General features: G+C 57.9%; 24 protein-coding genes. 4 read left to right on the forward strand and 20 right to left on the reverse strand.

Annotation, left to right across the window (positions count from 1 at the left end; genetic code table 11):
* Position 1 precedes the first annotated feature (1 nt).
* From EAI80_RS01150 to EAI80_RS01240, 19 genes are all read right to left on the reverse strand, one after another.
* Positions 2-2,191: a type IA DNA topoisomerase gene (locus EAI80_RS01150; protein WP_129980625.1), complete on the reverse strand. Its 2,190-nt coding sequence runs from the start codon at positions 2,189-2,191 to the stop codon at positions 2-4.
* Positions 2,188-2,859 carry a hypothetical protein gene (locus tag EAI80_RS01155; protein WP_129980626.1) on the reverse strand — a complete coding sequence of 224 codons (672 nt, stop codon included), beginning with the start codon at positions 2,857-2,859 and terminating at the stop codon, positions 2,188-2,190. Before EAI80_RS01155 ends, EAI80_RS01150 begins: the two co-directional genes overlap by 4 nt.
* Positions 2,860-3,741, reverse strand: a complete 882-nt coding sequence (locus EAI80_RS01160) for a hypothetical protein (RefSeq protein ID WP_129980627.1) — start codon at positions 3,739-3,741, stop codon at positions 2,860-2,862.
* Positions 3,742-3,871: 130 nt separating this feature from the next.
* Positions 3,872-5,320 carry a hypothetical protein gene (locus EAI80_RS01165; protein WP_129980628.1) on the reverse strand — a complete coding sequence of 483 codons (1,449 nt, stop codon included), beginning with the start codon at positions 5,318-5,320 and terminating at the stop codon, positions 3,872-3,874.
* A gap of 41 nt (positions 5,321-5,361) precedes the next feature.
* Positions 5,362-5,940, reverse strand: a complete 579-nt coding sequence (locus EAI80_RS01170; protein WP_129980629.1) for a DUF3846 domain-containing protein — start codon at positions 5,938-5,940, stop codon at positions 5,362-5,364.
* A gap of 138 nt (positions 5,941-6,078) precedes the next feature.
* Positions 6,079-6,666 carry a hypothetical protein gene (locus tag EAI80_RS01175; RefSeq protein WP_129980630.1) on the reverse strand — a complete coding sequence of 196 codons (588 nt, stop codon included), beginning with the start codon at positions 6,664-6,666 and terminating at the stop codon, positions 6,079-6,081.
* A 15-nt stretch (positions 6,667-6,681) separates the two neighbouring features.
* On the reverse strand, positions 6,682-7,755 hold the full coding sequence (locus EAI80_RS01180; RefSeq protein WP_129980631.1) for a hypothetical protein: 1,074 nt from the start codon (positions 7,753-7,755) through the stop codon (positions 6,682-6,684).
* A 91-nt stretch (positions 7,756-7,846) separates the two neighbouring features.
* Entirely contained in the window at positions 7,847-8,770 is a 924-nt protein-coding gene (locus EAI80_RS01185; protein ID WP_129980632.1) for a hypothetical protein, read from the reverse strand.
* 48 nt (positions 8,771-8,818) lie between these two features.
* Positions 8,819-9,124, reverse strand: a complete 306-nt coding sequence (locus EAI80_RS01190; RefSeq protein WP_129980633.1) for a hypothetical protein — start codon at positions 9,122-9,124, stop codon at positions 8,819-8,821.
* A 114-nt stretch (positions 9,125-9,238) separates the two neighbouring features.
* Entirely contained in the window at positions 9,239-10,315 is a 1,077-nt protein-coding gene (locus EAI80_RS01195; RefSeq protein WP_129980634.1) for a hypothetical protein, read from the reverse strand.
* 30 nt (positions 10,316-10,345) lie between these two features.
* The gene (locus EAI80_RS01200; protein ID WP_129980635.1) at positions 10,346-11,197 is read right to left on the reverse strand and encodes a hypothetical protein; all 852 of its coding nucleotides are present in this window, start codon (positions 11,195-11,197) and stop codon (positions 10,346-10,348) included.
* 20 nt (positions 11,198-11,217) lie between these two features.
* A complete protein-coding gene (locus tag EAI80_RS01205) occupies positions 11,218-13,113 on the reverse strand; it encodes a phage tail tip lysozyme (protein WP_129980636.1) in 1,896 nt (631 codons plus the stop codon).
* 24 nt (positions 13,114-13,137) lie between these two features.
* Positions 13,138-15,903, reverse strand: coding sequence for a hypothetical protein (locus EAI80_RS01210; RefSeq protein ID WP_202976583.1), 2,766 nt, complete (start codon positions 15,901-15,903; stop codon positions 13,138-13,140).
* Positions 15,824-16,264 (reverse strand): PrgI family protein, encoded by a 441-nt coding sequence (locus EAI80_RS01215; protein WP_052015740.1) that lies wholly within the window; start codon positions 16,262-16,264, stop codon positions 15,824-15,826. Before EAI80_RS01215 ends, EAI80_RS01210 begins: the two co-directional genes overlap by 80 nt.
* 18 nt (positions 16,265-16,282) lie before the next feature.
* Positions 16,283-16,507, reverse strand: coding sequence for a hypothetical protein (locus EAI80_RS01220; protein ID WP_021420613.1), 225 nt, complete (start codon positions 16,505-16,507; stop codon positions 16,283-16,285).
* 52 nt (positions 16,508-16,559) lie between these two features.
* Positions 16,560-16,763 (reverse strand): hypothetical protein, encoded by a 204-nt coding sequence (locus EAI80_RS01225; RefSeq protein WP_036745231.1) that lies wholly within the window; start codon positions 16,761-16,763, stop codon positions 16,560-16,562.
* A 119-nt stretch (positions 16,764-16,882) separates the two neighbouring features.
* Complete coding sequence (locus tag EAI80_RS01230) at positions 16,883-18,865, reverse strand: type IV secretory system conjugative DNA transfer family protein (RefSeq protein ID WP_021420611.1); 1,983 nt, start codon at positions 18,863-18,865, stop codon at positions 16,883-16,885.
* A gap of 15 nt (positions 18,866-18,880) precedes the next feature.
* Positions 18,881-19,411, reverse strand: coding sequence for a hypothetical protein (locus EAI80_RS01235; RefSeq protein ID WP_129980637.1), 531 nt, complete (start codon positions 19,409-19,411; stop codon positions 18,881-18,883).
* 22 nt (positions 19,412-19,433) lie between these two features.
* Positions 19,434-21,095 (reverse strand): hypothetical protein, encoded by a 1,662-nt coding sequence (locus EAI80_RS01240; protein WP_129980638.1) that lies wholly within the window; start codon positions 21,093-21,095, stop codon positions 19,434-19,436.
* A gap of 349 nt (positions 21,096-21,444) precedes the next feature.
* Between EAI80_RS01240 and EAI80_RS01245 the strand changes: the two genes are divergently transcribed.
* From EAI80_RS01245 to EAI80_RS01260, 4 genes are all read left to right on the forward strand, one after another.
* Positions 21,445-21,879 (forward strand): sigma-70 family RNA polymerase sigma factor, encoded by a 435-nt coding sequence (locus EAI80_RS01245; protein WP_052015738.1) that lies wholly within the window; start codon positions 21,445-21,447, stop codon positions 21,877-21,879.
* Positions 21,866-22,075 (forward strand): helix-turn-helix domain-containing protein, encoded by a 210-nt coding sequence (locus EAI80_RS01250; protein WP_021420608.1) that lies wholly within the window; start codon positions 21,866-21,868, stop codon positions 22,073-22,075. Before EAI80_RS01245 ends, EAI80_RS01250 begins: the two co-directional genes overlap by 14 nt.
* Before the next feature lie 15 nt (positions 22,076-22,090).
* Complete coding sequence (locus EAI80_RS01255; protein ID WP_021420607.1) at positions 22,091-22,294, forward strand: excisionase; 204 nt, start codon at positions 22,091-22,093, stop codon at positions 22,292-22,294.
* A gap of 80 nt (positions 22,295-22,374) precedes the next feature.
* The gene (locus EAI80_RS01260) at positions 22,375-23,568 is read left to right on the forward strand and encodes a site-specific integrase (protein WP_021420606.1); all 1,194 of its coding nucleotides are present in this window, start codon (positions 22,375-22,377) and stop codon (positions 23,566-23,568) included.
* 40 nt (positions 23,569-23,608) lie between these two features.
* Here EAI80_RS01260 and EAI80_RS13705 read toward each other — a convergent pair.
* Positions 23,609-23,816: hypothetical protein (locus EAI80_RS13705; protein WP_238634331.1), on the reverse strand; the 208-nt coding region annotated here is incomplete at its 5' end.

The following is a 23,816-nucleotide window of genomic DNA, read 5'->3' on the forward strand; positions in this document are numbered from 1 at the left end:
GCTATCTCCTTGCCTTGTTGTACTTGCCCTTGGGCTTGCTATCGAACATCGGCTCTATCGTACCGTCCTTCTTGAGCTTCGCCTTGCAGTCGAAGGTCTTGCCCGTCGTCTTGGATATGCAGCCGGTGAGCTTCACCGCCTTGCCTTCGAGCAACGATGCAGCCTGCTTCGCCGTGAACATCTTGCCGCACCAGCCCAGCAGCTTGAAACCGCAGCCCGCGACTTGCTTCCAAGTCCCGTCCTCCTGCTTCTCGCTCTTGTTTGAGGAGCAGGTGTAGAAGGCCTTGCCGGACTTCGACTTGCGCTGCACCACGTCCGCGCCGCAGAGAGGGCACTTGCCCACGACCGTGGCCTTGGGCGCGATGCTCGCACCGACGTAGGCGGTGTCCTGATGGCCCTTGAAGACCTCGATGACGCTCTGTTGCAGGGCGTTCACATCCGCGTTGCCCTCGGCGATGTCCTGCTGGATGAGCCACCAGCGGGCGGTCACGTCCGCGCCGCGAATCTCGGGCGGGAGGAGATGGTAGAAGGCGCGGGCCTTCTCGGTGGAGCGAATCTTGCCCTTCACGTCCTCAAGGTACCCGCGTTCCTTCAACTTCTCGATGATGGAGGCGCGGGTGGCCGTGGTTCCGATGCCGCCGTGCTCGCCCTTCTTTCCGTCGTCCTTCTGCTTGAGGATGGCCTTGACCTCCGGGTCGGTGACGTACTTGGCGATGGAGGCCATGTCGGCGATGAGCGTGCCTTCCGTGTAGGGCTTGGGCGGGGCGGTCTCCTTCTCGGTGACGGCGCACTCGATGCGCTCAAGGCGATGGTCGCCTTCGTCAATCCAAGGGTTGCCGGATGCCGCGTCATCGCCGTCCTCATCGGAGACGTTGCCGAACACGGCCTTGAAACCGGCCTCGCGCACGCGCCGCGCGACGGCTTGGAACTCCCCGCCATCGACCGCAAAGACGCTGGTGCTCACATCGTAAGTGGCAGACGGGAGGAACTGCATGGCGTAGCGCTCCACGATGGCCGTGTAGACCTTGGCCTCATCCCCGGTCATGTCGGCCACGGGGGCGCTGACCTCCTGCGGGATGATGCCGTGATGAGCGGTCACGTTCTTCTCGTTGAACGCCTTGGAGTGGATGGAGTAGTCGAGCGGCCATGTTACCCCGACGTTCTCCATGGCCTGCGCCAGCACCACCGGTGCCTGCGCGAAGTGCTCCTCCTTGAGGTACTGGGAGTCCGAGCGGTTGTAGGTTATCGCCTTGTACTTATCACGCAAGTCCTGCGTGATTTGCTGGGTCTTCGATGCGGAGAAACCGTAGCGGCGGGACATGTCGGACAGCAGCACCGTCAGGTTGTAGGGCAGGGGAGGGTTCTCGACCTTCTTCGAGATGACCGTGGAGAAGGACATACCCGAGCCGTCCAGCTTCGCCTTGATGACATCGAGGACATCGCGGTCGAAGACGTGCTTTTCACCGGCCAACATGTCCTTGTCCGGCTTGAACTTGAACACCGGTGCTCCCGACGCGTCTGCACAGCTGCCGGTAGCGGTCAGCTCGTAATATTTCCGGGTGACGTGGTTTTCTATCGCCTCATCGCGGTTGACCACCAATCCGAGGGTTGGGGTCTGCACGCGACCGACGGAGAACAGGCCCCCGAGCCGCTTGGTGGCAAGGCGGGTCTCGTTCACGCCGAAGCACTTGTCCGCCATCTGGCGGGCGTATGCCGCGTCACCGGCAGGGCGGCACTGCTCGTTGGGTACCAGACGCTCGAACGCCTTGACGATGTTCTTTTCGATGTTGTCGTTGACGTAAACGCGCAGCACCTCTCCCTCGTAGCCGAGGTAGTCCAACACCTCATCAACGATGAGCTGGCCTTCATCGTCGGGGTCACCGGCGTTGATGACGCACTCGGCCTCCGGCAAAAGCGAGTCGATGCGCTCCACCAAGTCTTTCTTGTCCTCGGTCGGCTCCTTCGCCCAATCGTCGATTTGGATGGGCAGCACGTCCAACGACCATGGTTTGCCCCATGCGGGGTTCACCGCATCCGGCTCCACCAGTTCGAGCAGGTGACCGGCGCAGGCGATGACCGTGTACCCGTTGCCCGAGATGGGCAGCCGCGCCGATTCCGATACCTCCTTGCCGCAGATGGCGCGTGCGATGTCGCGTGCGAGCATCGGTTTCTCAGCGATTACCAGTTTCATAGGCTTTGTCCTTTCTGTCTCTTGTCCCTTCTGAAACCGAAGGGTTTATGGCGTTTCGCGATAGATTTATCCTCATCGGTGATGAGAGGATGAGCTACTGACACATCACGGTATTTGAAGTCGAGCGTCCGGCACGTCAAGTCTGAGACGATGAGCGCGAAGTCCACTCGGGAGAGCGATTTGACGGGGAGCCAGCATCGGAGGGTGAAGTCCTTATCCGGTGATGGGAAGTATTCGCACTCAGATGGCTTGTAGCCGTCGCGCCGCTTGAGCGGGGAGGGTATCTGGACAAGGTAGGAATCGTCAGCAGGTAGGAGATTTCGCGATAGTCCGATAGGCTCTTCGCGGTCAGGTCTGGCCGCGTATCTCTTGCCCGTCTCAAGTTCCATGAAGAGAAGGTCCAATGGCGATTTCCATCCATAATCATCGGGCTTAGTCTCCGCCATGGACAGAAGAGTCAGCAAGGCATCCGTTGTCAGGTCCTCCGATGGGAGGTAATCGAATAGGTATGAGACCAGAGACATCAGGAGGTTACGTTCCGAACGGTAGAGTAGTGGCGATACGCCGATGTCGGCATGGATTGAATCCGTAGCCGAGAAGAAGTCACGGCACCATGTGACGACATCCTCATATCCCTCGATTTCTGATATATCCTTCATCACGTCCATCTACCTATCTTCATGGTCATGTTCAAGAGTGGCACTGTGCTCTTTTCCTGCCAACTTCGCACTCGAATCACGGGCCTCCTTGGCCTTCGATTCCAACCGATAACCCTCTTGACCTGCGGTTTCGCTCTTGACTATGCACTGCGGGCAGCGTATAATAATCCTATTGAGGTCGGGTTCGACGATGTGGCTCCGAAGCAAGTGTAGCTTCGCAAGTGCATTGAGTTCCCGGCCTCTTTCTTCGTCATAATAGACGACCCTATCGGGCGTGATGAGGTTGTCGAAGTAGCGGGGGAAGTTCGTCCTACCGTAGACAGCCAAGATGAAGTTGGTCTCAATCTCGCCAGCCTCGTAATAACCGCGCCCATCGGGACGCACGGCCATGATGAGCGGCAGGTCATCGCAATCCACATCGCGCAGCACCACGAGCATGGTGTCCTCGCGGGCGGGGCTATCGCAGAGCATCACGGGATGCTCCATCAACTCGGGCAGGCGCTTCATCTGCTCAACGGTGAGTCCATGGCGGTGGGGGTCGTAGCTGCTCTTCGGTCGGATGGCATCGCGCAGGTGGCGTTGGGTGTAGAGCATCGGCAGCAGGCGGAACCCGGCCTGCACGAACAGCTCCGGCGTATCGCAGAACTTGACCGCGCTGGAACGGGGATACTCCCCGCAGGTGACGGCATCGACCTCATCGCCGAAGCGAAGGTACTCAGCGCACTTCGCGGCGTGCCCCGTGTAATCCGATGCCTTATCGTCGCCGTCTTTCAGATGCACCCCGCCGCGCGGGTCGAGGTAGGTGACGCGCTCGCCCTCGGGCATCGCCACCGAGTTCTCGTACTCGCGGATGGTCAGGATGACCTCTCGCTTGTTCATCTCATCTGGCATATGGCCTCCTTCCTTTGTGGTCTGATAGTTTCCAATATGTATAGTTGGGGCGGTTTTCCACCCTTCCAACAGCCTGCGGGTCGGGTTGAGAACCCTCCGGCCATTGAAAGCGTGGAAAACCGCTTATTCTCTACTCCAACTCCTCGCGCTCGACGGCCTTATCGCCATGGCTCTCAGAGCCGAGCTGGGCGGATGCCTCGCGGGATTCCTTGGCTGCCTCGTGGACGGAACCGGACTTCGCGGCATCGTCCTTGAGGTTCATGGACATGCCCATGACCTCCTTCTCGCGCTTGATTTCGTCGAGGGTCGCGCCCTGAGCGGCGCTGATATGAAGAGCGCCAATCTGGTTCGCGCTGTAACGCGGGTCGGCGATGACATCAAGAATCTCATCTGTGACCCACTTCTTGTCGGCTGCGGCATGATAGATAGTCTCCATCTGGCCGGGTTTGAAGGTGCCGTCGGCGAAGCGCGTCACCGTCTGGGTATCCAGTCCATAGGTCATGCCGGTGCGCATGGCGTTCATGACTTCGGCGGGCTTGGTCGGGTCGCACAGCACGTCAAGCTGCTCGCTCGTGAAGCGACCACCCGAGATGGCCGAATAGAAGCCCCAGACCTGCTCCATGGAGAGGTCATGGTTCATCAGACGCTCGATTCCTGGCTTTTCCATGCCTTCGGTGAGCGCCATGGTGATGACATTCATGTGGTCGGCGGTGTAAGTGCCGTCCGCGTATTCCTCTAAAGCGTCCATGGGGACATCGGACTTGAGGGAGTGACGCACGACCTCCATTTGGCGTGAGTCGAGTTTCAGCCAGTCGCGAGGGAACGCGATGTCATGGATGGCAGTGGTTTTCATAAGCTCACGAGCCTGATGTAGATGCTCGGCGGTGTACTCACCGTTCGAGAGCGTCTTGAAGACATCCTTTTTATAGGGGCTTGCATCGTGGTCGGCGAAGTCGGTATGCACGGCGATGCGGCGAAGCTCGCGCATCTGGGCATGGTTCAGGACCGGGTTCGCGATGCGCTCCGCGATGACGTCCGCATCGACGCCTACCTCGAAAGCCTTGCAGATTTGGTATGCCTGCCACTCGGTGTAGCCTCCCTGCGAGAGGACTTTGGCTGCTGGCAGGCGCAGGTTCACGGGCAAGTTGTTGAGCGCCGTCATGACGTTCTCAATCTGGTGCCCGTTCAACACGTCCTTGATGTCGCATTCATCGAGTGGAAGCACCTCGAAACCCGTGAGTTGCCCGTCGAGGCAGTAGCCGAGGTCTACGGGGACGTACTCACCGGACTCGATGATGTCCGAGTCGATTTCCGCCTCGGGCACGAGGCCCATGGCGGTGCGCAAATCCTCTGGCGTACCGCCATAGTCGAGGATGGTGTGCATCGTCTCCTCAATAGCGCCTTGGATGTCCATGGTGTCCGCATCGTCGGCCACATCCGCGATGCAGTAGCGGGGGAAGTAGTCTCCGACGATGGTGTATCGCGCGATGGTCGTGTCGCGCGGTACAGTGTAATCGACGTTACCGAGGTCGAGGCGCAGTAGTTGCAGCACGTCGGGGATGTTCTTGTCATATGCCATGGTGTTTTCCTACCTTTCTGCCATGATGGCTTTCTATATATCTACACGATGGAGTGGTCGTCGAGTGCCGGTGAGCCGGTGTCGCGTCCCTCTGCCAGCTTCTCGGAGGCGGCACGTGATGCCTGAGCCTCCCCCTTGAGGGTGACGCGGCCATCCTCCGAGCGGGCTTCCTCACGGCGCTGTCCCGTGCGGATTGCGATGACCTCCTCGATGCCGCTGCCGGGTTTGCTGACCTCGGTGAAGTAGTCGGCTACGCGGGACATCTCATCGGCTGAGAGGTCGCGATTCTCTCCGGTCTCGAAGTCGAACCCGACGGCCACGAGGTCGCCGCAGAGGATGGAGTACAGTTCTCCCTCCTTGACCGGTGAACTGTAATCCATCATGGAGAGGTACCCGGCCTCTTCCATGCCCTTCGTCGCGTACACCGCGCGGTTGGGCGGGCAGGTGAACAGGCCCTCCTCATTGACGTAGAGGCTGGTGCCCTCGCCGAAGATGACATCGAACGACTCGATGTTCCCACCGACAAGGCGTTGCAGGTCGTGTAACGTGGAACCCGTCTCATCGACCTCGATGTCGATTTCGACCGGGTTCCCGTTTGTCGGGATGAGCATGCCCTTCATGTCACAATCCTCCTTCCTAGCGGGCGTCCTGCCCACGATTTGAATGGTTTCCGTTATCGGCCATCGCGGCGGAAGCGCCACGGGCCGTCTCCACCTCGCCCTTGAGGGACACGGCTTTCTCGGGAGATTGGTGGGCTTTCACCTTCTCGTACTCGGCCCGTGCCTTCTCCATGGCGGGGCGGAGCAGGTCGCCGGGGACGCCTTGATAAGTGCAGAACCGCTCTGCGGCTGATGGGTCGGGGAAAAGATGGGGAACCTCGAAGCGATTCGCTTCCTGATTCCCGTGAGCGCGTCGCGCCATGCCTCCCCGTTGACGGATTTGAAGTCGGCGAGCGACGAGTAGCCGTAACGGGACAGCAGGCCGTTCAGGTAATCTTCGGGAAGATGGTAGTCCGCCAGCTCATCGCTCTCAAGGTCGTAACTGCCGGTGAGGACGGCCCAACCGCCGTCCTCAAAGGGCCATCCTATGACGTAATCCGTCCTCGTGCCGTCCTGCGCATGGAAGCCGAAGCCGTGGTCGGTGAAGGTTCCGCACTCCCTGAAAGTCGGTTCACCCTCGCCGATGGCATTCATCAGCTCAGTGTACCAGCCGCCCAATTCCGCCTCATCCTCGATGAACTCGCGCACCTTGTCCGCGAGGGCTTCACCGGCCCCACTCGATACATAGGGGTCGTTCTCGACTGCCTGAACAAGACGCATGAGCGCGGTCGCGTCGTTGAAATCCATAGAGCCGCCTCCTTTCTAACGGTCGCCATCGGCATCGAAAAGAGTTTCCGATGCTTTCTGGGCGTTATCGACCTCATGTTCGAGGTCGATGGTGGAAGCCCCATGCGCAGCCAACGCGGCAGATGACTCGCGTGCCTCCTTTGCGGCGGCTTTCAGGCTCACCGGGCTGGCCTTGGCGCTCTCATCGCCCTTCTGCGTCCATCCGGCGATGGTGAGGGAGGTGAAGAGGGTGGTAGTCGCTGCGCGGTCCGAGATGCGCACAGCGTCCTTCAACCCGTTGAGGACATCTGCGGGGACTTCATAGGGAACACCCGCGACATCATGCACGGTCGCGCTCGCGGCACCCGGAGCGACCTCGGCGCTCATGATGGCGGATGATGTGAACTCGGCGGTTTCGAGAAGCGGGTCGATGACTGGTGCCTCGTACTCCACTGCGGGGCAGCCGAATGCAAGCTCCATATAGCGCGGTGAGGGGCAGAGGGCGGGGTTCTCCCAGAGTTCACGCATCGCTGCGTTCACTGATTCCCAAGAGCCGTCGTATTCCTTGTCGTTAATGGTGAACGGCTCGCCGACCCACGCGTCCTCGATGACATCCAGTGCCTCCTCACCGGCATCGGTGAGCTGGCGGACCTCGACATCGACCCCGCCGTCGTGATGGTAACCGTGGATGAACAGGCTGCCGTTCTCATCCCAGACCTTACCAATTTCGCAGTCCTTGAACACGGAGTCGTGACCGCCCATCATGTCATCGAAATCCCTGTACGCGGTCATGCCATGGCGCGTGCCATCCCAGCGACCGATGGAGCCTCGCGCAATGATGCGGTTACCGCCGAGTGGATTGTCGTATGAGGACAGCGGGCTATCGGAGCCGTCTAGGAACGCCTTCAATCCGGCAAGTTCCTCGGAGCGGTCGATGTCCATCATGTTCATCGCGTTCTCGAATATCTCCTCCTCGGTATAGCTATCAAGAACCTCTTCCACGGTGATGCCTTCGCGGCTCGTGATGTCCTCGATGGAAATCTCGCTGCCCTCGTCGCCGTAATACACGCCCTCATCGAAGACGATGCGCTCTTTCGGTGTCTTATCCATATCCATGCTCCTTCCTAACGGGCGTCCTGCCCGATGTTCTCATGTGAAAAGGCGGGCGAGAAGAACCCGCGCCGCCCGGTCATCGTCTTATCTAATGCTCAGCGTCCCCATCGGCACGCTCATCCTCACGCTCGGGCGTCTGCCCGTCATGACTGTCCTGTTCGAGCTTGCCCGATGCCTCGCGGCTCTCTTGGGCAGCCTCGGAGACGGTCGGGACCTCGTAGCCCTTATCTGGCATGAATTCCTTCCAGAACTCGTTGAACGCGGTCTCGTAGCCCTTCTCGTTGACCGTGCGGACCGCCTCGGCGCTCATGGCGTAGGGATTCGGGAAATCGTAACCGGATTCCTTGATTGCCTCGAAGTCGCCACTCAGCTCACCATCTTCAAGAATCTCATCGTTTGAACCGAGGGCATCGTAGAGTTGCGAATCCATGGCATCCTGAATCGCGGTCTGCGCCTCGGTGGCGAAGTCCTCGATGTCCATGTTGTTGTCATTGAAGTCGATGGTGATGCCGTCGAACACATCGTCGTAAACCTCATCTGCCAGCGCGTACACGCCTTCGGCTGCGAGGCCTTCGAGAGCGGCGTACTTGGCGATGTCCTCCTGATGACTGTACATGTCCTGCGTGAAGCACTCGTATTGGGCCATCTGGGTCATCTTGATGAGGTCGCCCTTGCAACCTTCGAGAAGGCCTTGGAAATCCGCCTCCTCAAGCCACTCGTAGTTATCGGGAAGCCACTTGAGCAGGTCGTGGGTGTAGAGGTCCACCGCACCATCGGCGATTTCACTGAAGGCATCTCCGATATTGCCAGTGTAGTCCGTGATTCGGTCGCCGTACTCGCCGAGGTTGAGGCTCGCCTGCAAGTCCTCGATGGAGGTGAATCCCTCTGGCACTGGCGGGTGCTCGAACTCATGCTTTGCCTTGCGCTCCGCCTGCACGCGCTCGACCTCCTCCTTTACCTCATCAAGCTCGTTGTCAAGGGTCTCCGCGATGTCGGAGATTTCAGAGGTCATGAGCTGCATATCGTTCTTGAGCCAGTCGAGGGTCTTGCGGCAGGACTCCTAGGCGCGAATGGCCTGAGACGGCTTCTCGAATCCCATCTCATCGGCGAAGTCGTCGATATGACGGCCATCGACCGCGAGCGCGTCGCTCGCCAGCGCGGCGAACACATCCGTCGCAGTCGGCTGGCCGTGGACATCAGGGTTGGACTGGTACGTGGTGGTGAAGGACTCGATGCCGGGCTTGCTGAACTCGCAGGTGTACTTGCGGTGCTGGGTCGAGAAGTCACCCGGACCCTTGCTGATGATATTGAAGTCGAATTGGGAGAGGAGGTCGGCGACCCCCTGTGCGTCGTTGTAGTTTGGCATGGCGGCTCCTTTCCAAGGCTCTTGCGATTGCCCAATAATATATTATTAAAGAAAAGGGACGGTGCCGAAAGACCGTCCCTTTTCGGTTGATGGTGTTGATTTCTCGGTAAGTGGTTAACTGCCCAAAATCTCCTTTGCCCAAGCGCCGGACTTTATGAGGGCGATGATGAGAAGAAATGTAATGGCAAGGAACTCAAGAAGTATCAGAACTGATGCCGAGGCCAGACTTGCTGTTCCACCGGCCGGAATCGAAATCAGGAATAGAATGGATGCGCCTCCCGTAACACCACTTGCAGTTGTCATTGTACTGAGGGCGAGAGGATAGATAACGAGAAGGAACATCATCACTGCACCGGCGAGGACGGCGGCTGCGAAATTCTTGAGAAATCCGATTCCCATCTGCCGGGTCTCATCGAATCCCAGAAGGGCTATTGGAATGGAGGAGAATGCCGCCATGGCGTAGATTTGCCAAGCACGGGCATAAGCGACGATGAATGCGACCATGTAGGCGACGACTCCTCCGATACCGCTAAGAATAGACGCGCAGAGCGTTAAGAAGCAACCTCCTATCGTAAGTTCATCCCAAGTGGAATCAGGAATGTTCGAAGTGGTAAGTTCACCATTGAAAAATCCTGTATTGCTCTGAGCGGTGCCGATTTCTGGAATGATGTTGTCAACGGCTATCTTGTAAATGGCCTGCATGATGTCGAGCGAATTGACAATGAACCAATGTATGAGCACGTAGACGACTGCGAGAAACACGATGTCTTTTACAGCTGGGAGGGTCGCGGTCGCGTCGATGCGTTGGCTGATTTTCACGAGCTGAACCAACATGAAGAGCGCAAGAATAGATTCCGCGATAGGAATTACAGCTGTCTGATGGATGGTCTTCGTGAGTTCATAGGTGCTAACACCAAGCAGGGAGTCGAATGGTGCCGAGAGCATGTCGGAACTGCCGATTTTCATGGCGATGTCGTTATACAAGTTGAATCCCCAACATGACATGTCGAGGAGCCATTCGCAAACCATATTCTTGAGATTTGTTCCGACTTCCCAAAATGGCGCTGCGTGAACTGGTTGAGGAAATAGCAGCGTGACAGATGCGGCGATTAGAAGGATGATGGCTGGATTGAGCCTAGTAGGGAGCCTTCTTTTGATACGGGTGATTGTCTTGTTTGTATTTTCTTTCATATCTCAATCCTTTCTGCTCCGTCATCAACACTACAACTCGAAGTCATAAGATTTGTCAGAAAGGCTGTATGTGATGGCGATAGAGACCGGGTTCTCAGTGTTAAGGGTGAAGTTGGTGGAGACAACGCCGGTCTCATAATCAATGACCGCAGTCTTCTCCCATGTCGCCTCGGTAGCTGATGGATAATGGACTGCGCACCACGTGCTAAGTTCTTCGATGAGTTTATCGGTGCTATCGTCGAGAAGTGTTGTTATCTCGCTATTCAATCCCTTGATGCTGATGTCTTCGACAGTTTCGACCCTTTCATAAGGGGTATCTTTTTGGGCGAACATGGATGTGCTCTTGATGGTTGAGATGACGGAGGAATCATCTTTGTCGATGTTTCCACTCACATCCTGTACAGCAGACCCTTTTCCATCCGCATAAGTCACGATATGAGTACCTGTGTCTGTGTCAAAGACGATAGTGCGATATGTTCCACCATAACCGTCTCCTGTTTTTTCCATACGAGTGATGGCATAGCTATGGGTGTTGGACTCACCGTTCACAGACTCGGTATACGAATCTCGGGAGAAGCGAAGTGAGTAACGACCACCTCCCGCAGACCATACGGAAGCTGAAAGAGTGTCGATGAAGTTTTTTGTCTCATCATCGTAGTTGCTGATGGCTTCTTTCTGTTCCTTAGATAGAGGGGTGTCGGTATTATCGGAGGCATTTCCCTTGTCTCGTACCTCATCTGTCTGTACGGCTGCTTCCTCCGCACGATGCTTAGCCACGTTGATGGCGCTGACGGCGGAACATCCAATGAACACGATGAGCATGAAGAGTAGGATGATAGCCCCCTTTTGATGCTCTCTGATGAATGTTTTAATGCTCTCCATTTGTATTTTTTCTCCTTTTTTTATCGCCAATCCCAAGGGTAACCGCATACAATCCAACCTCTGCCGTTCTGGGAGACCCACTCAGAAAGAGGTATGGTTCGAATGCCAGAGTTTACGCTGTCCATGACCATACCGTCACCGATGTAAATGCCCACATGGCCGTATGTATTGCCTGCTGCGGTATTTGAACCAAACTGTGCTGACACCAGCATCCCAACCTTTATTTCTGATAAGTCCGTTGTTGCACGTGAGGGATAATAGCTTGCGCCATATCCTTGATGGCCTAGAACACTGTTACCGTTTCCCCATACCTGATAACCAGCGGCGCGATAAACATTGCTGGTCCATGTTGCGCACAAGGAAGCACCAGGCCAGCTGACGCGATTGCACGCATCTACAATGTCCTTCTGCCATTGCTCGGCGCTGACATAATCTTGACCGCCGCCAATTGGACCGGTATTCAATTGGGCGAGAAAGTTTCGGGCGTATTCGAGCCTCTTGTCGAGACGAGACACATCATCATTGTAGCTTTTTCTACTACCCGGTCTTTCATGGCATGCCATGAAAGAATATGTGGCGAGTTCAACATCGTTGGAGGTTTTCATTTCCTCGCCATTTCGATAATAGTCGCTACCGAAACGAGGCTCATATCCATCTTCGAGTTCATAATATGTTTCCGCGAGGGCATCATACCAATCCCCAGCGAAATACCCAGTTCCGAGTTCGCCCGAAAATGACCACTCCATCTGCGCGGATACCGAGTTCCATATCTTGCCGGTATTGGCACACCAGCGAAGGAAGTTGTTCTTGTTGGAGCCGGTAAGCTGTATCAGACCGAACGAATCGGTTCCATATCCGTCATCACCAGACGTTCCCGGATTCATTGATGATTCTTGCTGCATATTTCCAAGAATCGCCGCGATGCCTTCGTTTGAATAACCGTGACCTTTTAGGTATGTGGCGACCTCTGCTGGGACGCCACTCAAGCTACCAATACTTTTCTTTTCCATCTCATCATTAGCGCCACCGCCGAGAATGGCTGCCAACAAAATGAAAATCAGGAGGAACCCGATAAGGAGGAGAACGGCAGGCGAGCTAATGGCAGCAAAGAAACCGCCCTTCGAGCCTGACGCGATGAGGTGGAAACCACTTTTCGCTGCACTGGCTGTTTCTTTAGCCATCTGCACATTATGCGCAGAGGTATAGACGTTCCTCTTGAAGTACCCTGCGGCCTGAGCCTTGCGCTTCGCCTCGACCGTGTTTGCTACCTTCTTCGCGGATTTCTTCTCGGAGAGCTTGCCGAGGCTTTTGTCCGATGATAGGGGGTCCTTGCCGCCGAGGTGCTTTTTCACGCCTTTCGCGACGTGGTAGCCGACCCTCGCTCCGTCATAGACGTTATCCATGCCCTCAAGTTCTGAACCTTGGAGGGTATCGCTCACCGCACCCCTTGCGGCTGCCTTACCGGCACCTTTCACCGCGCCCTTGATGTCGAGGGACCCGGACTTACCGCTGATGCGCCTGCCGATGGCGCGACCGGCGCGGTACGCGCCCTTTCCGCTGTTGTAAAGGTCATCAGCGCCCTCAAGTTCGGAGCCTTCCAGAGCGCTATGGACGGCGGCGTGAACCATGGCGGCGGCGCTGGCCTTTCCGGCCTTGCCTTTTGGGGACGCCCCGCCAGATGCGGAACCGGTCTTGCCGTTCCTTCCATTGGTGACGGCGGCGAGGGCGGCACTGGCGGCACCGCCCGTTGCTGCCTTCTTGCCAACCGAGTAGAGACCGCTCTTCAACGACTTCTCGCTCTTGTCGGCGCGTCCTACTATTCCGGTGTTGACGGCATCCGTCATTTCCGTCTGCAACACGGATTGTGACATGGCTTGTTTTTGGCCGGATGTCGATACGAAATCAGAAGGCTTCATTGACGTTCACCGTCCTTTCCCGGCTTAGATAACTTTGCCGTCCTTCTTCTTGGAGCCGATTTTCAGCTCCTTTGTCTCGTTGGGGTTCGTGCTGAACAAGTCATAGAGCACGTTGCCCGACGGGAACTTGCCGCGAATCGGCACTCGCGCGTTGCCCGCGATGAGCAGGCCGTCACCGGCCTCGGCGGACTCGTCGATGCACTCCTCCTCCTGCTCGGAGAGGTTCAGCAGCTCCACCCAACGCATGCGGTCGAGCGGGGACTGCTTGAGAAGCATGATGAAGTCGGCGTTGAGCACGATGTTCTGCGCGGCCTCGTTGTTGAGCATCGCCACCGCGTTCTGGGTGATGCCCGTCAGCAGCAGGCCGAACTTGCGCCCCTCGTTGGAGAAGCGGGAGAAGTAGTTGAGCACCGTCGGGTAGGCGAAGAGCGACTGCATCTCCTCGACGTAGAGCCACGTGCGGACGTTGCGCTTCGCGTTGAAGTACATGCGGTTTCGCACGGCCTCACAGACGTTGATGAGGGCGAAGACCAGCATGGAGTCCGGCAGGTCCTTCAAATTGAAGTCCACGATGCGGGTGTTGAAATCCACGTTGGACTGGCGGTTGAAGAAGTCCATGGACCCCTTGACGAAGCGCTCGTAACGTAGCGCGATGGTCTGCGCCTGATGCTCGGGCTGCTCAAGGGCGATGTCGTAGAAGTCCTGCAATGTCGGAGGGAGGCCGTCGCCGCGCTCCTCGGCACGCTGGAACGCAAGCTCCACGCAGCGCTGGATAATGGACTGGTCAACCTCGGAGAGGGACTGACCGGACTCGGCTGCGGAGGCACCCGCCTGCGCCAGCATCGCGTCGATTTTGAACGCGATTTGCTCGGTGCGGGGCATGTGCTCCACGGACACCGTGTCGAAGGGGTTCAGGAACGTGTCGGTGCCAACGCCGAAGTGGTAGGTGGTGCCGCCGTAGCGCTCGGCAATGGCCGTGTACTCACCGGCGCGGTCGATGACGTAAATCTCGTCCGTCGGGTTGGAGAAGATGGTGCCGGTCATCTCGGTCTTGGTGAACATACCCTTGCCCGAACCGGTCTTGCCGCAGACGAAGCCCATGGGGCTTGTCAGGCGCTTGCGATTGCACATGACGAGGTTGCGGGAGTGCTTGTTCTGGCCATAGTAGTTTCCACCGGCATCGTCAAGCTCCTGCGTCGCGAAGGGCACGAGGATGGCGACCTGCGCGGTGGTGAACATGCGGCTTATCTCGACGTGGTTGTGGCCGAGGGGCAGCACGGAGTTGAGGCCCCGGCGCTGCCGGTAGTCGTAGGTGTCCACCTCGATGGAGTTCTGGCGGGCGGTTGAGATGATGCGCATGACCTGAGCGTCGAGCTGCTGCTTGCTCTCCGCGTAAGTGTAGATGAGGCCGGTGAAGACGTAGAGGCGCTGGTTCTTGTTCTGCAAGTGGTCAAGAACGTCCTCGGTCTCCTCCTTGGAATACTTGAGTTCCTGCGGCAGGATGGAGAAGTCGTAGCCCTTGTTCACGGCGCTGCGCTGCTCCTCGATTATCTCCTTGTCAATCCACGCGCTGCGGGTGCGGACGAAGTTGATGGCCTTGGACTTGTCCATGGGCTGCACGAACCATGTGACCGCCATGGGGAGCGGCAGGTCAACGATGTCGGCAAGTGCCCGGTCGGAAAGCTCGGAGCCGAACTTCTTCATGACAAGGACCTGACCGTACACGCCGTTGTCCAGCTTGAAGCAGTCGTTGAACATGCCGTCCGGTCGCCAGTCAATTTGCGTCGGGGCGATGCAGTCCTTGGTGGTCTGCACGCGCTTGGCGGAGATGTCCTTCTGGTAGTCGAAGTAGAACGGCTTGTAGGGGTTCAGGAGCGAGTGGATGACAGATAATCGCTGGGTGCCGTTCATCAGGTGGGCCTTGGACCCCATGGAGTTTAGGATGCGGCTGGATTCCGTCTCGATGCGGGAGAGCTGGCGTGCCGCGTCGTCCGCCGTCTCGGCGGTGACCGAGTAGGTCAGGTAGCGGTTGCGACGTATGTTGGACACGCCCTCGCGAACCTTGTCGTTCAGGATGTCGTTGAACACCTGCGCGTCATTGCGGGCGGCGTCGTTTCCCTGACGGGCGACATCGAAGAACTTCCGGTTGCCGACCTCCTCCTTGAGCAGCGGCGTGTTGATGACGCTCATCTGGACCAGCGTGTTCGCGCCGAACTGGTCGTACAGGCGCGTGAGTGCGGAGAACATGGATTTCTGCTGCTCGTCGCGCACGGAGTGATAGCTGGTGTCAGAGAAGGAAATGGAGGAGGAGAACAGACCCTCCTCGACCTCGCAGATGCCGTCTTGGTACATGCGGTTGTAGCCGATGTAGTTCACCACGTCCTTCGCGCCCTCGCGTTTGCGGCGGGCATCCGCCGTCTTCGAGGTTAGTTCCTTGTCGCGGTCCTTGAGCTGGGACTTCACGGACGTGTAGCTCTTGCGGGCCTCTTTCTCGGCCAGCTTCGCCTCCTTCTTGAGGCGTGCTACCTCCCGCTTTGCCTGCCTCTTCTCCTTGCGGGACATCTTCTTGCCAGCAACGGTGGGAGCACCGGCGAAGGAGCCGAGCGCCGCCACATCGACCGAGCCGTTATCGGCGTCCATTGGGCGGTCGTTGCCGAAGCCCTCGCCGGAAGTGTGGACGAAATCTTCGATGTCGAAGCCTGCGTCGGTGTCACGCGATGACATGTCCGGCTCGGGGGGAGTAGGATTCGATTCCCTTGAGGCTGCATTGCTTTCGATAGTGTTTTCCATAGACCCTTCCTTTCTTTACGTTCTTCCCATCGGGTGAAGCGATGAGACCGCTGAGTTGCATAGAGGGAACGTAGAAGATGCGCTCCACACCGAAGTTCGCCTTGAGCCAGAGTGCGGCGAACTGCTCGAAGGGCATGCCCTTCGGACGGATGAAGCCGCAGCACCAGAACGGGAGGCTCACGGCGTAGATGAGCATCATGTTATCGCCGACGTTCCAGCCCAACACGAAGTAGATGTAGAGGCCTGTGAGGACGGAGCAACCGAGCGCACCCGCGATTGAAGCGAGGGTGCGCCCGGTCATCTTGCCCACGACCTTTGGCTGGTACTCGGCGATGTCCTTATGTACCGCTACGGATAGCATATAGGCACCGCCCCTTTCTTAGAGTCCGCCAGCCCAACCGGTGTTGAGCTGACCGAAGTAGATGGCCGCACCCACGACGATGGCACCGCCGACAATCATGGCGATGGCACCGGAGAGCTGGCCGCCGCCGCCCTGCATGCCGTCTTTGATGGTCATGCCGAGGTTGATGAGGCCGAAGACGACGAGCACGCCGCCGAGGAACGTCACGCCCTGCGTGAGCATGTTCACTGCGTTATCGAGCATATTGGTAACTTCCTTTCTGATTTAGTCTATTGAGTGTCGGCATACACGTGGCCTAGAAGCCCGTGAAGCCGTAGATGGCCGCGAACCCGGTCACGGCGGCACCGGCGGCAATCATGGCGATTGCCTTCCTCAGTTCCCCGCCGCCAGCCCTAGCCCCATCTCGAAGGTTGATGCCCAGATAGATGAGGCCGAGGAAGATGACCGTGCAGCCTATGTAGGCGATGGGCTTCGCGGCGAGCCTGACGAGTTCTTCCAATGTCCTTTCACCGTCCTCTCCTTTCTTGCCCGTGAGCCGCATGCGCGGCGCAACGCGATAAGCAGATGCGCCGACGAGTCAACATAGATTATAACCGCTTGCGAAAGTGTCTCGGAAAATCACCGCTTCTCTCCGGTCGCGCTGTCATCATGGTCGTCATACGGTTCGCATCCGCCCTCCAAGTAGCGCTTGAAGTCGAAGGGCTTGTCGTGCAAGCGTTTGGGGTTGCGCTTGTCCACGATGTAGCAGTAGCGCTTGTGGGTGTGCGGGTCGAACTTGTCGTCCATGAGCGGGTTGGTACCCGCGATGAGCAGGATGGCCTTCCTGCGGCTCATCTTGCCGATTTCAGCGGCGTCGATGAGGTCGCGGCCTTGGATTTGCAGGTTCTTGCCAGCGCTTGAGGACTGACCTGTGGATTCGTTGTAGGTCATCTGGTGGATGGTCTGCTTGCCAATCATCTCGGCAATCTCCTTGTTAGTGGAGTTCGACTTGCCGCCGAGGAACAGGGTGGAGTCGCAGCAATCCACGATGGTCTGCGCCTTCTTGTCGTACTTCGATTCGAGCTGGGACATGGATTGCAGGATGATGGTGATGCCGATGTTGCGGGAGCGCGTGACGGCGATGGTCTCCTCAATCTGCGGGATGGTCCCGATGTTCGCGAACTCGTCGAAGATGAAGTGGACGGGAGTCGGCAGCTTGCCGCCGTAGTCGGTGAGTGCTTTGCGGCAGAGCTGGTCGATGCACTGCCACATCATGATGGCGAACAGGAAGGAGAGCGTCTTGTCGGTATCCGAGAGGATGCCGAAGACCGCCACCTTCGCGTCCGGGTCGCCCAGCGTGTCAAGCTCCATCTCATCGTATTCGAGCAGGCTGCGCACACCGGCGGTGGCGATGGGGGCGAGGCGCACGTTGCAGGAGATTATGATGGACTTGAGGGTCTTGCCCGCCGCGACCTTGAAGTTCTTATAGTTCATCAGCGCGAAGTCCTCATCGGGCGACAGACCGCCGCAGTCGGCGGGACGCACGCCGTCGGAGTTGCGCTTGAGGTTGGTCGGCTCCCATGACCAGTCCGAGTCTCCGGTCGCGTTGCCCGTCCCGAAGTTGCGGGAGAGGCCGGAGATTCCCATCGACGGCGCGGGAGCGCCGCCCTCGTTCGGGATGTAGCGCTTGCCCTCCTCGATTTGTAGGAAGAGCAGGTCGAGCGGGGACTTGAAGTTCTCGTCGTTCTCGCGGGCCTCGGCCATGGAGAGCAGCGTGAGTAGGCTCGACAGGTTGTAGTCCTCCGGCGGGAACCAGTCGCGCAGGAGCGCGATGAGCGAGGTGTACAGCATCTTCTCGGAGTTCTCCCAGAAGGGGTCTCCCGCCTTGCCGTCGCCGTTGGTGTTCATGATGTAGCAGTTGACGAACGACAGGATGTCGGTGTCCGTCTTCACGTACTTGAGCGGGTTGTAGTGCATGGACTCATCGAGGTTGATGGTGTTGAACGACTTCACCTTGTACCCGTTGTCCGTGAACAGGAACCCCGCGTCCTTGAGGAGCGTGCCCTTGGGGTCGGTGATGAAATAGCTCGTGTTGAGCTGGCAGATGTTCGGAGTGACATAGTTGAACGTCTTGCCGGAGCCGGAGCCGCCCACGACCAGCACGTTCAGGTTGCGGTCGAGTTCGGGGTTGAACTTGGGGCGGTGCAGGGCGAGGCCGAAGTTCTGGGTGAAGATGAGGTTGTTGTCCTCCGTGGTGAGGTCGCGAAACTGCTTGCCCTCCTTGAGCGTGCCCCAGCGTGCCGAACCGCTCTCCTCACCGGCGCGGAAGTTGCCCACGAAGGCGACGTAGCGCAGCCAGAAGAGCCAGACGAGGACGCACATGGTCAGGCCCGCCAGCATGGCGTTGGGTGACATGTCGATGTGCGCCGGGTTCTCGGCGATGAGCGGCCACATGGCGGCGAAGCCGTCGCCCCAATGCTCGAAGAACTGGCCCCCGAACGAGGCTACGGCCTCCCAATAGCGGTTCCCGAGGTAGAAGCCCACACCTGAGAGCAGGGTGGTCACGAGGGCCGAGGTCGCGACTTTCTTGTTGATTTCAGGGTTTCCCTTGCCTTGAGCCATAAGCGACCCTCCTTCCTAACCCTCGCGTCCCGGCAGGGCACGGGAGAGCGAGACGGCGATGGAGGCGCGGGTGGTCGGTGCGGTGCCCTGTGCGAAGCGCTTGTAGCACCCGAGGCAGAAATCGTCCTCGGGTCGGATGCCGTTGGTGTCGCGGGGGCAGGTGCCGTCATTGCGCTCAAGTGCCGTCGGCTCCCAACTCATGGTGATGCCGTCCGCGCTGATGACGCGCTTGCAGCCCGACTCTATCTCGTAGAACAGGTCCCCGAGGTCTGTGACGGTGGAACCCGATGAGGAGGGACGCGCCGCGTCGAGGAGGGCCTTGAGGTTTCCGACTGTCCGCTGCTCCAATGAGCACCAGTCGCGCAGGTATCCGAGGCAGGCGTAGAGGAGCTGCCTCGCGCTCTTCTTGAAAGCCGCGTTCCCGTCGCACTCATCGCGCAGGACGCTGGCGCTTATCACCGCATCGGCGATGGCCTCGATGTCGCTGTCAGATTCCATGGCCTGCAAGGGGTTCGTCGCAAGGCGCTCCGGCAGATAATCGTTCATATGGGTCATATCAGGCTCCCTTCTAGCGCTCTTGCTGGAACTTGTCGGAGATGTCGCGGTCGGGGTAGTCGTTGGTCTGCGAGAGCTGCTTGCTCGCGGCGCGGCACTCCTTGGCCTGAGAGTTCAGGTCGTACTTCTCGCGGCTACGGTCGGACTGCTCACGCACCATGGAAGGTGAAACCTCGGTGCCGTTCTGCTCGCGCTCGATGCGCAGCGTGTTCACCATAGTATCCATGCCATCATGGGACTCGATGCCTTGATTGATGTCGGGAGTCGAGCCGTTCATGTCGAGGGAACCATCGGTCACCTGCGGTTCACGCGAGTCCTTGACGTTTTCCAACGACGCCCCATGACTTGGACCGTGGTCGAAGAACTCGATTCCCAGTTCCTCCGGTGCATGACCGGGAAAACGCGTCTCGACGGCCTTGATGACGTCCTGCTTGTGCTTCACATCCACAAGGAACCCCATCTTGCCGTCAGGACGGTCATACGTCTCGATGCCGTGCTCTTTAAGGTCGCCGCGCACCGCGTTGCAGATGAGGTTCAGGTCCTTCTGCGGGGGAACGACCTCGTGGGCGGTCTCATTAGCGGTCGGCTCCTTAGGCGTGTTCTTCTCGAACCAGTCGTGAGTCACATCGCACTTGTACCTGTCCCGGAGGGTCTTCGCTCCGACGGCCCAGTCCATCAGACCGTCCTTGTTTGGTCCACGGTCGAGGATTTCACCGTTCTCATCACGACGAGCTTCGTAGAACATCAACTCGCCATTCTTGCCTTCCGTGACACCGATGTCCTCCTTGGCAAGGAGTTCCTTGAAATCATCGAAATCGCGGCACTGTTCGCGGGCGTTGAGCACCTTGTCGCGTATACCCTCGGTGTGGTTATAGGTATCGTTTACGCGGTCATCATATGTCTGCTCGGGAAAATCCGCTGCGCGAGACTCCTGTTCGATTATTCTTGCCTTGACCTGATAGGGTTCACCGACGCTTTCGACAATGAAGTCCTCGCCGGTTGCCTTTCCGACCATATCGGTAAGCTCATCGTGAGTGTAGCCGGAGAAGAACACCTCGGAGTCCATATCGAGGTCAGCGGTGTCCTGTTCTGAGAACGTTCTGACTTCGACTTTATCTGGCGTATCGGTGAAGCGAATCGCCACGGGGATAAGCGTGACATCACGTAGATTAAGCTCTATGCCATCCACATTCGGCAAATCCGGTAGATTTTTGATGGGCTTAAGGCTTTTGAACACATCCTGCGTCACAGGTTTCCCATTTGCAATCAACTCGGAGATTTCCCCGCATTTGAGATTGGTCATGACCTCGGAGAATTGCACGGTGCATTCCCGCACCTTTTGAAGGTCATCTTTGGCAAACTGGACATACCCATTGCCATTGTCATCGGTCATCGCTGCGGCATAAGTGCCGTTCTCGCGCACAACCTGTGCGAAATAGGCCGCATCGGTCGAGTTTCCAAATGGCATGCAGATATGCTCGCGAGAAGCCATGACCTCGGCCTTTATCGCGGCCTCTTCTTTCGACATGCCTTCTTCTTCGAGCTTCGCCTGTTGCCAATCGCGGATGGCTGACTTGAAATACTCATTTAGGATTAGGCCAATCGCTTTTTCACTGTATCTAGTGATGTTGCGAAGAAGCATATCGCCTACATCGTCTCCAAAATCTTGCGCCATGGTCATCTTCCTTTCTACTTGTTGTGGACGCAGTGGGGAAGCGGATGGCCCGTAACCCCATATGCCGCATTATATCCGAGCACCCTATCTGTGCCCCGCATCCCTTACACGCAGACCGTTGGACGAGTTGCCAACAAGAGGGTGAAGCTGGGGCAGATGATGCGTATCGGATGTCGTCAGTCGCCATTTGTGATAATCAATGGCAAATGGCGCTCAAATCTTTCCAGTCCCGTGTGATGTCTGGATGTAAAGTATCTCTACAATTTCTACATATATGTTCTTCTGAAAAGCTATTTTCTCGGCAAACTGCATGGTCGTATCGTGTTCCTTGTAGAAAGGAGGAATCACGATGATTTCAGAAGAAGAGAAGATGGCAGCCGTCAAGATGTTTTGCGCCTATTGCAAGAGGACGCTTCGAAACGCGAGGACGGACATCATTCGCAAGCAGGCGCGTGAGGCGCGATGGGAGACCGTGTTCTCCGACATGCACGAGAGCGAGCTGAACAGGCTGGCCTCACCCGATGACCTCATATCGGAGGAGGTCGTGTTCGAGGTGGTCGGTCGGGAGGTCGTGGTGATGGATACCGTTCTCGCCGAGGCCATCCATGGCCTCTCCAAAGGCGACCAAGCCATCGTCCTGCTCTACTACTTCGCAGAGTGGACGGACAGGCGCATCGCCGAGGAGCTTGGGTGCCCTCGCTCCACGGTCCAATTCAGGCGCTCGAAGGCGCTCCTCGCGCTGAGGGCGCGTTTAGAGGAGGTGATTGGCGATGATGAGCTATGAGGTAATGGTCGCGGCGGTCTCAGGCGACCCCGTTGCCATGCAGAAGGTCCTCGCCTATTTCGACGGCTATATGGACCAGCTCTGCACGCACGCCTTCCTCGATGAGTTTGGGCGCGTCGAGTACGGGGTCGATACCCTGAGAAAGACGCAGCTCCAAGGAAAGCTGCTCGCCGCGATGCTGCGGTTCGAGCCGTGATGAGGAGGTGGGCGCATGGGTGCGAAGGACATACCCGTATGGGAGAAGTACACGCTCACCATCGAGGAGGCGGCCCGGTACTTCCGCATAGGCGAGGGCAAGTTGCGCCGCCTTGCCTCGGAGATGCCGCCGCCTGACTGGGTGGTGATGAACGGCAACCGCGTTCAGGTCAAACGCAAGGCGTTCGAGCGGTTCATCGACGCGACGGACGTGATTTAGATGATGAAAAAGAGCCTTGGTTATGCTATAATAGCAGTAGCATACCAAGGCTCTTTCCATATGGAAGGAGCGATATATGGATGTCACAGAAAAGACGAGACAACAAGAATAGGATACTGAACACCGGCGAGAGCCAGAAGGCCAACGGCCTCTATGTCTTCAAATACACGGACGGGGACGGAAAGCCGAAGTTCATCTACTCATGGAGACTGGTGGAGACCGACAGGCTCCCTGCCGGTAAGAGGCCGTGCAGGCCGCTGCGCGAGAGGGAGCGCGAGATACGCCGTGACCTTGAGGACGGGATAGACCCCATCGGCAAGAAGATGACGGTCAGCCAGCTCTACGCGAAGTTCACGAGATGCCGCCTCGACGTGCGCGAGGGGACGGAGAGGTCGAGGGCGCAGCTCAAGCGATTGCTCTTCGAGGATGCGATAGGCTCGCGGGAGATAGGCGGCGTGAAGCCGTCAGACGCGAAGGAATGGGCGCAGCGCATGAAGTCCAAGGGCTTCGCCTACTCCACCATCTCCAACCACAAGCGGTCGCTCAAGGCGGCGTTCTACTTGGCGATAGCCGATGACTGCATACGCAAGAACCCGTTCGATTTCAAGCTCGCGACCGTCATCAAGAGGGACGTGACGGAGAGGGAGCCGCTGAGCCGGGAGCAGGTGGACGCGCTGCTCGGTTTCATGCGGTCGGACGCCGTCTATCACAGGTACATCGACGAGGTGGTCATCCTCCTCGGGACTGGGCTGCGCATATCGGAGATGTGCGGGCTGACCGAGGCGGACATCGACCTGACGAACAGGGTGATTTTCGTGGACCACCAGCTCGCTCGCGCGGTCGGCGGGGGATACCGGGTCGATGAGCCTAAGACGGAGAGCGGCAGGCGCTACATCTACATGACCGACGAGGTGATGGCCGCGTTCGAGCATGTCATGGCATCGAGGCCGAAGGCGAAGCCCCTGAACGTCGATGGGCGAACGGGCTTCATCTTCCTCAACAGGGACGGGCTGCCGAGGGTCGGCGGCGATTACGACCGGGTGTTCAGGGGGCTGAGAGGCAAGTACGCGAAGAAGGGAAAGATGGAGCTTCCCGATGGCATGACACCGCATACGCTGCGTCACACGTTCTGCACGGAGATGGCGAAGGCCGGGATGAACCCGAAGGCGCTGCAATACATCATGGGCCATAAGGACATCAAGATGACGCTCGGGTACTACGCCCATATGGACGGCTGCACGGCTGCGGAGGAGATGCGACGCGTCGCGGCGTAGTAAAAACGCGTTTTACTACTCGTTTTACTACTCACGGCCATCAAGATGCGCCGGGATTCGCCAAGATACGGGAACTTCCCCAAAAGGCGAAAAAGCCGGGAAAGCCCTTGGAATCGGGCTTCACCGGCTTTCGGGAAGTTATGGGAACATGCTGGAAAATGTCGCGTTGATTTATCATATAATTCAACTGAATATAGGCTCTGTCCAAATACTTTATTCTTTCCGTTAGTAGGACGACCATAGCGCTT

It is taken from the genome of Catenibacterium sp. co_0103 (assembly GCF_004168205.1).
Classification (GTDB): Bacteria; Bacillota_I; Bacilli_A; order Erysipelotrichales; family Coprobacillaceae; genus Catenibacterium; species Catenibacterium mitsuoka_A.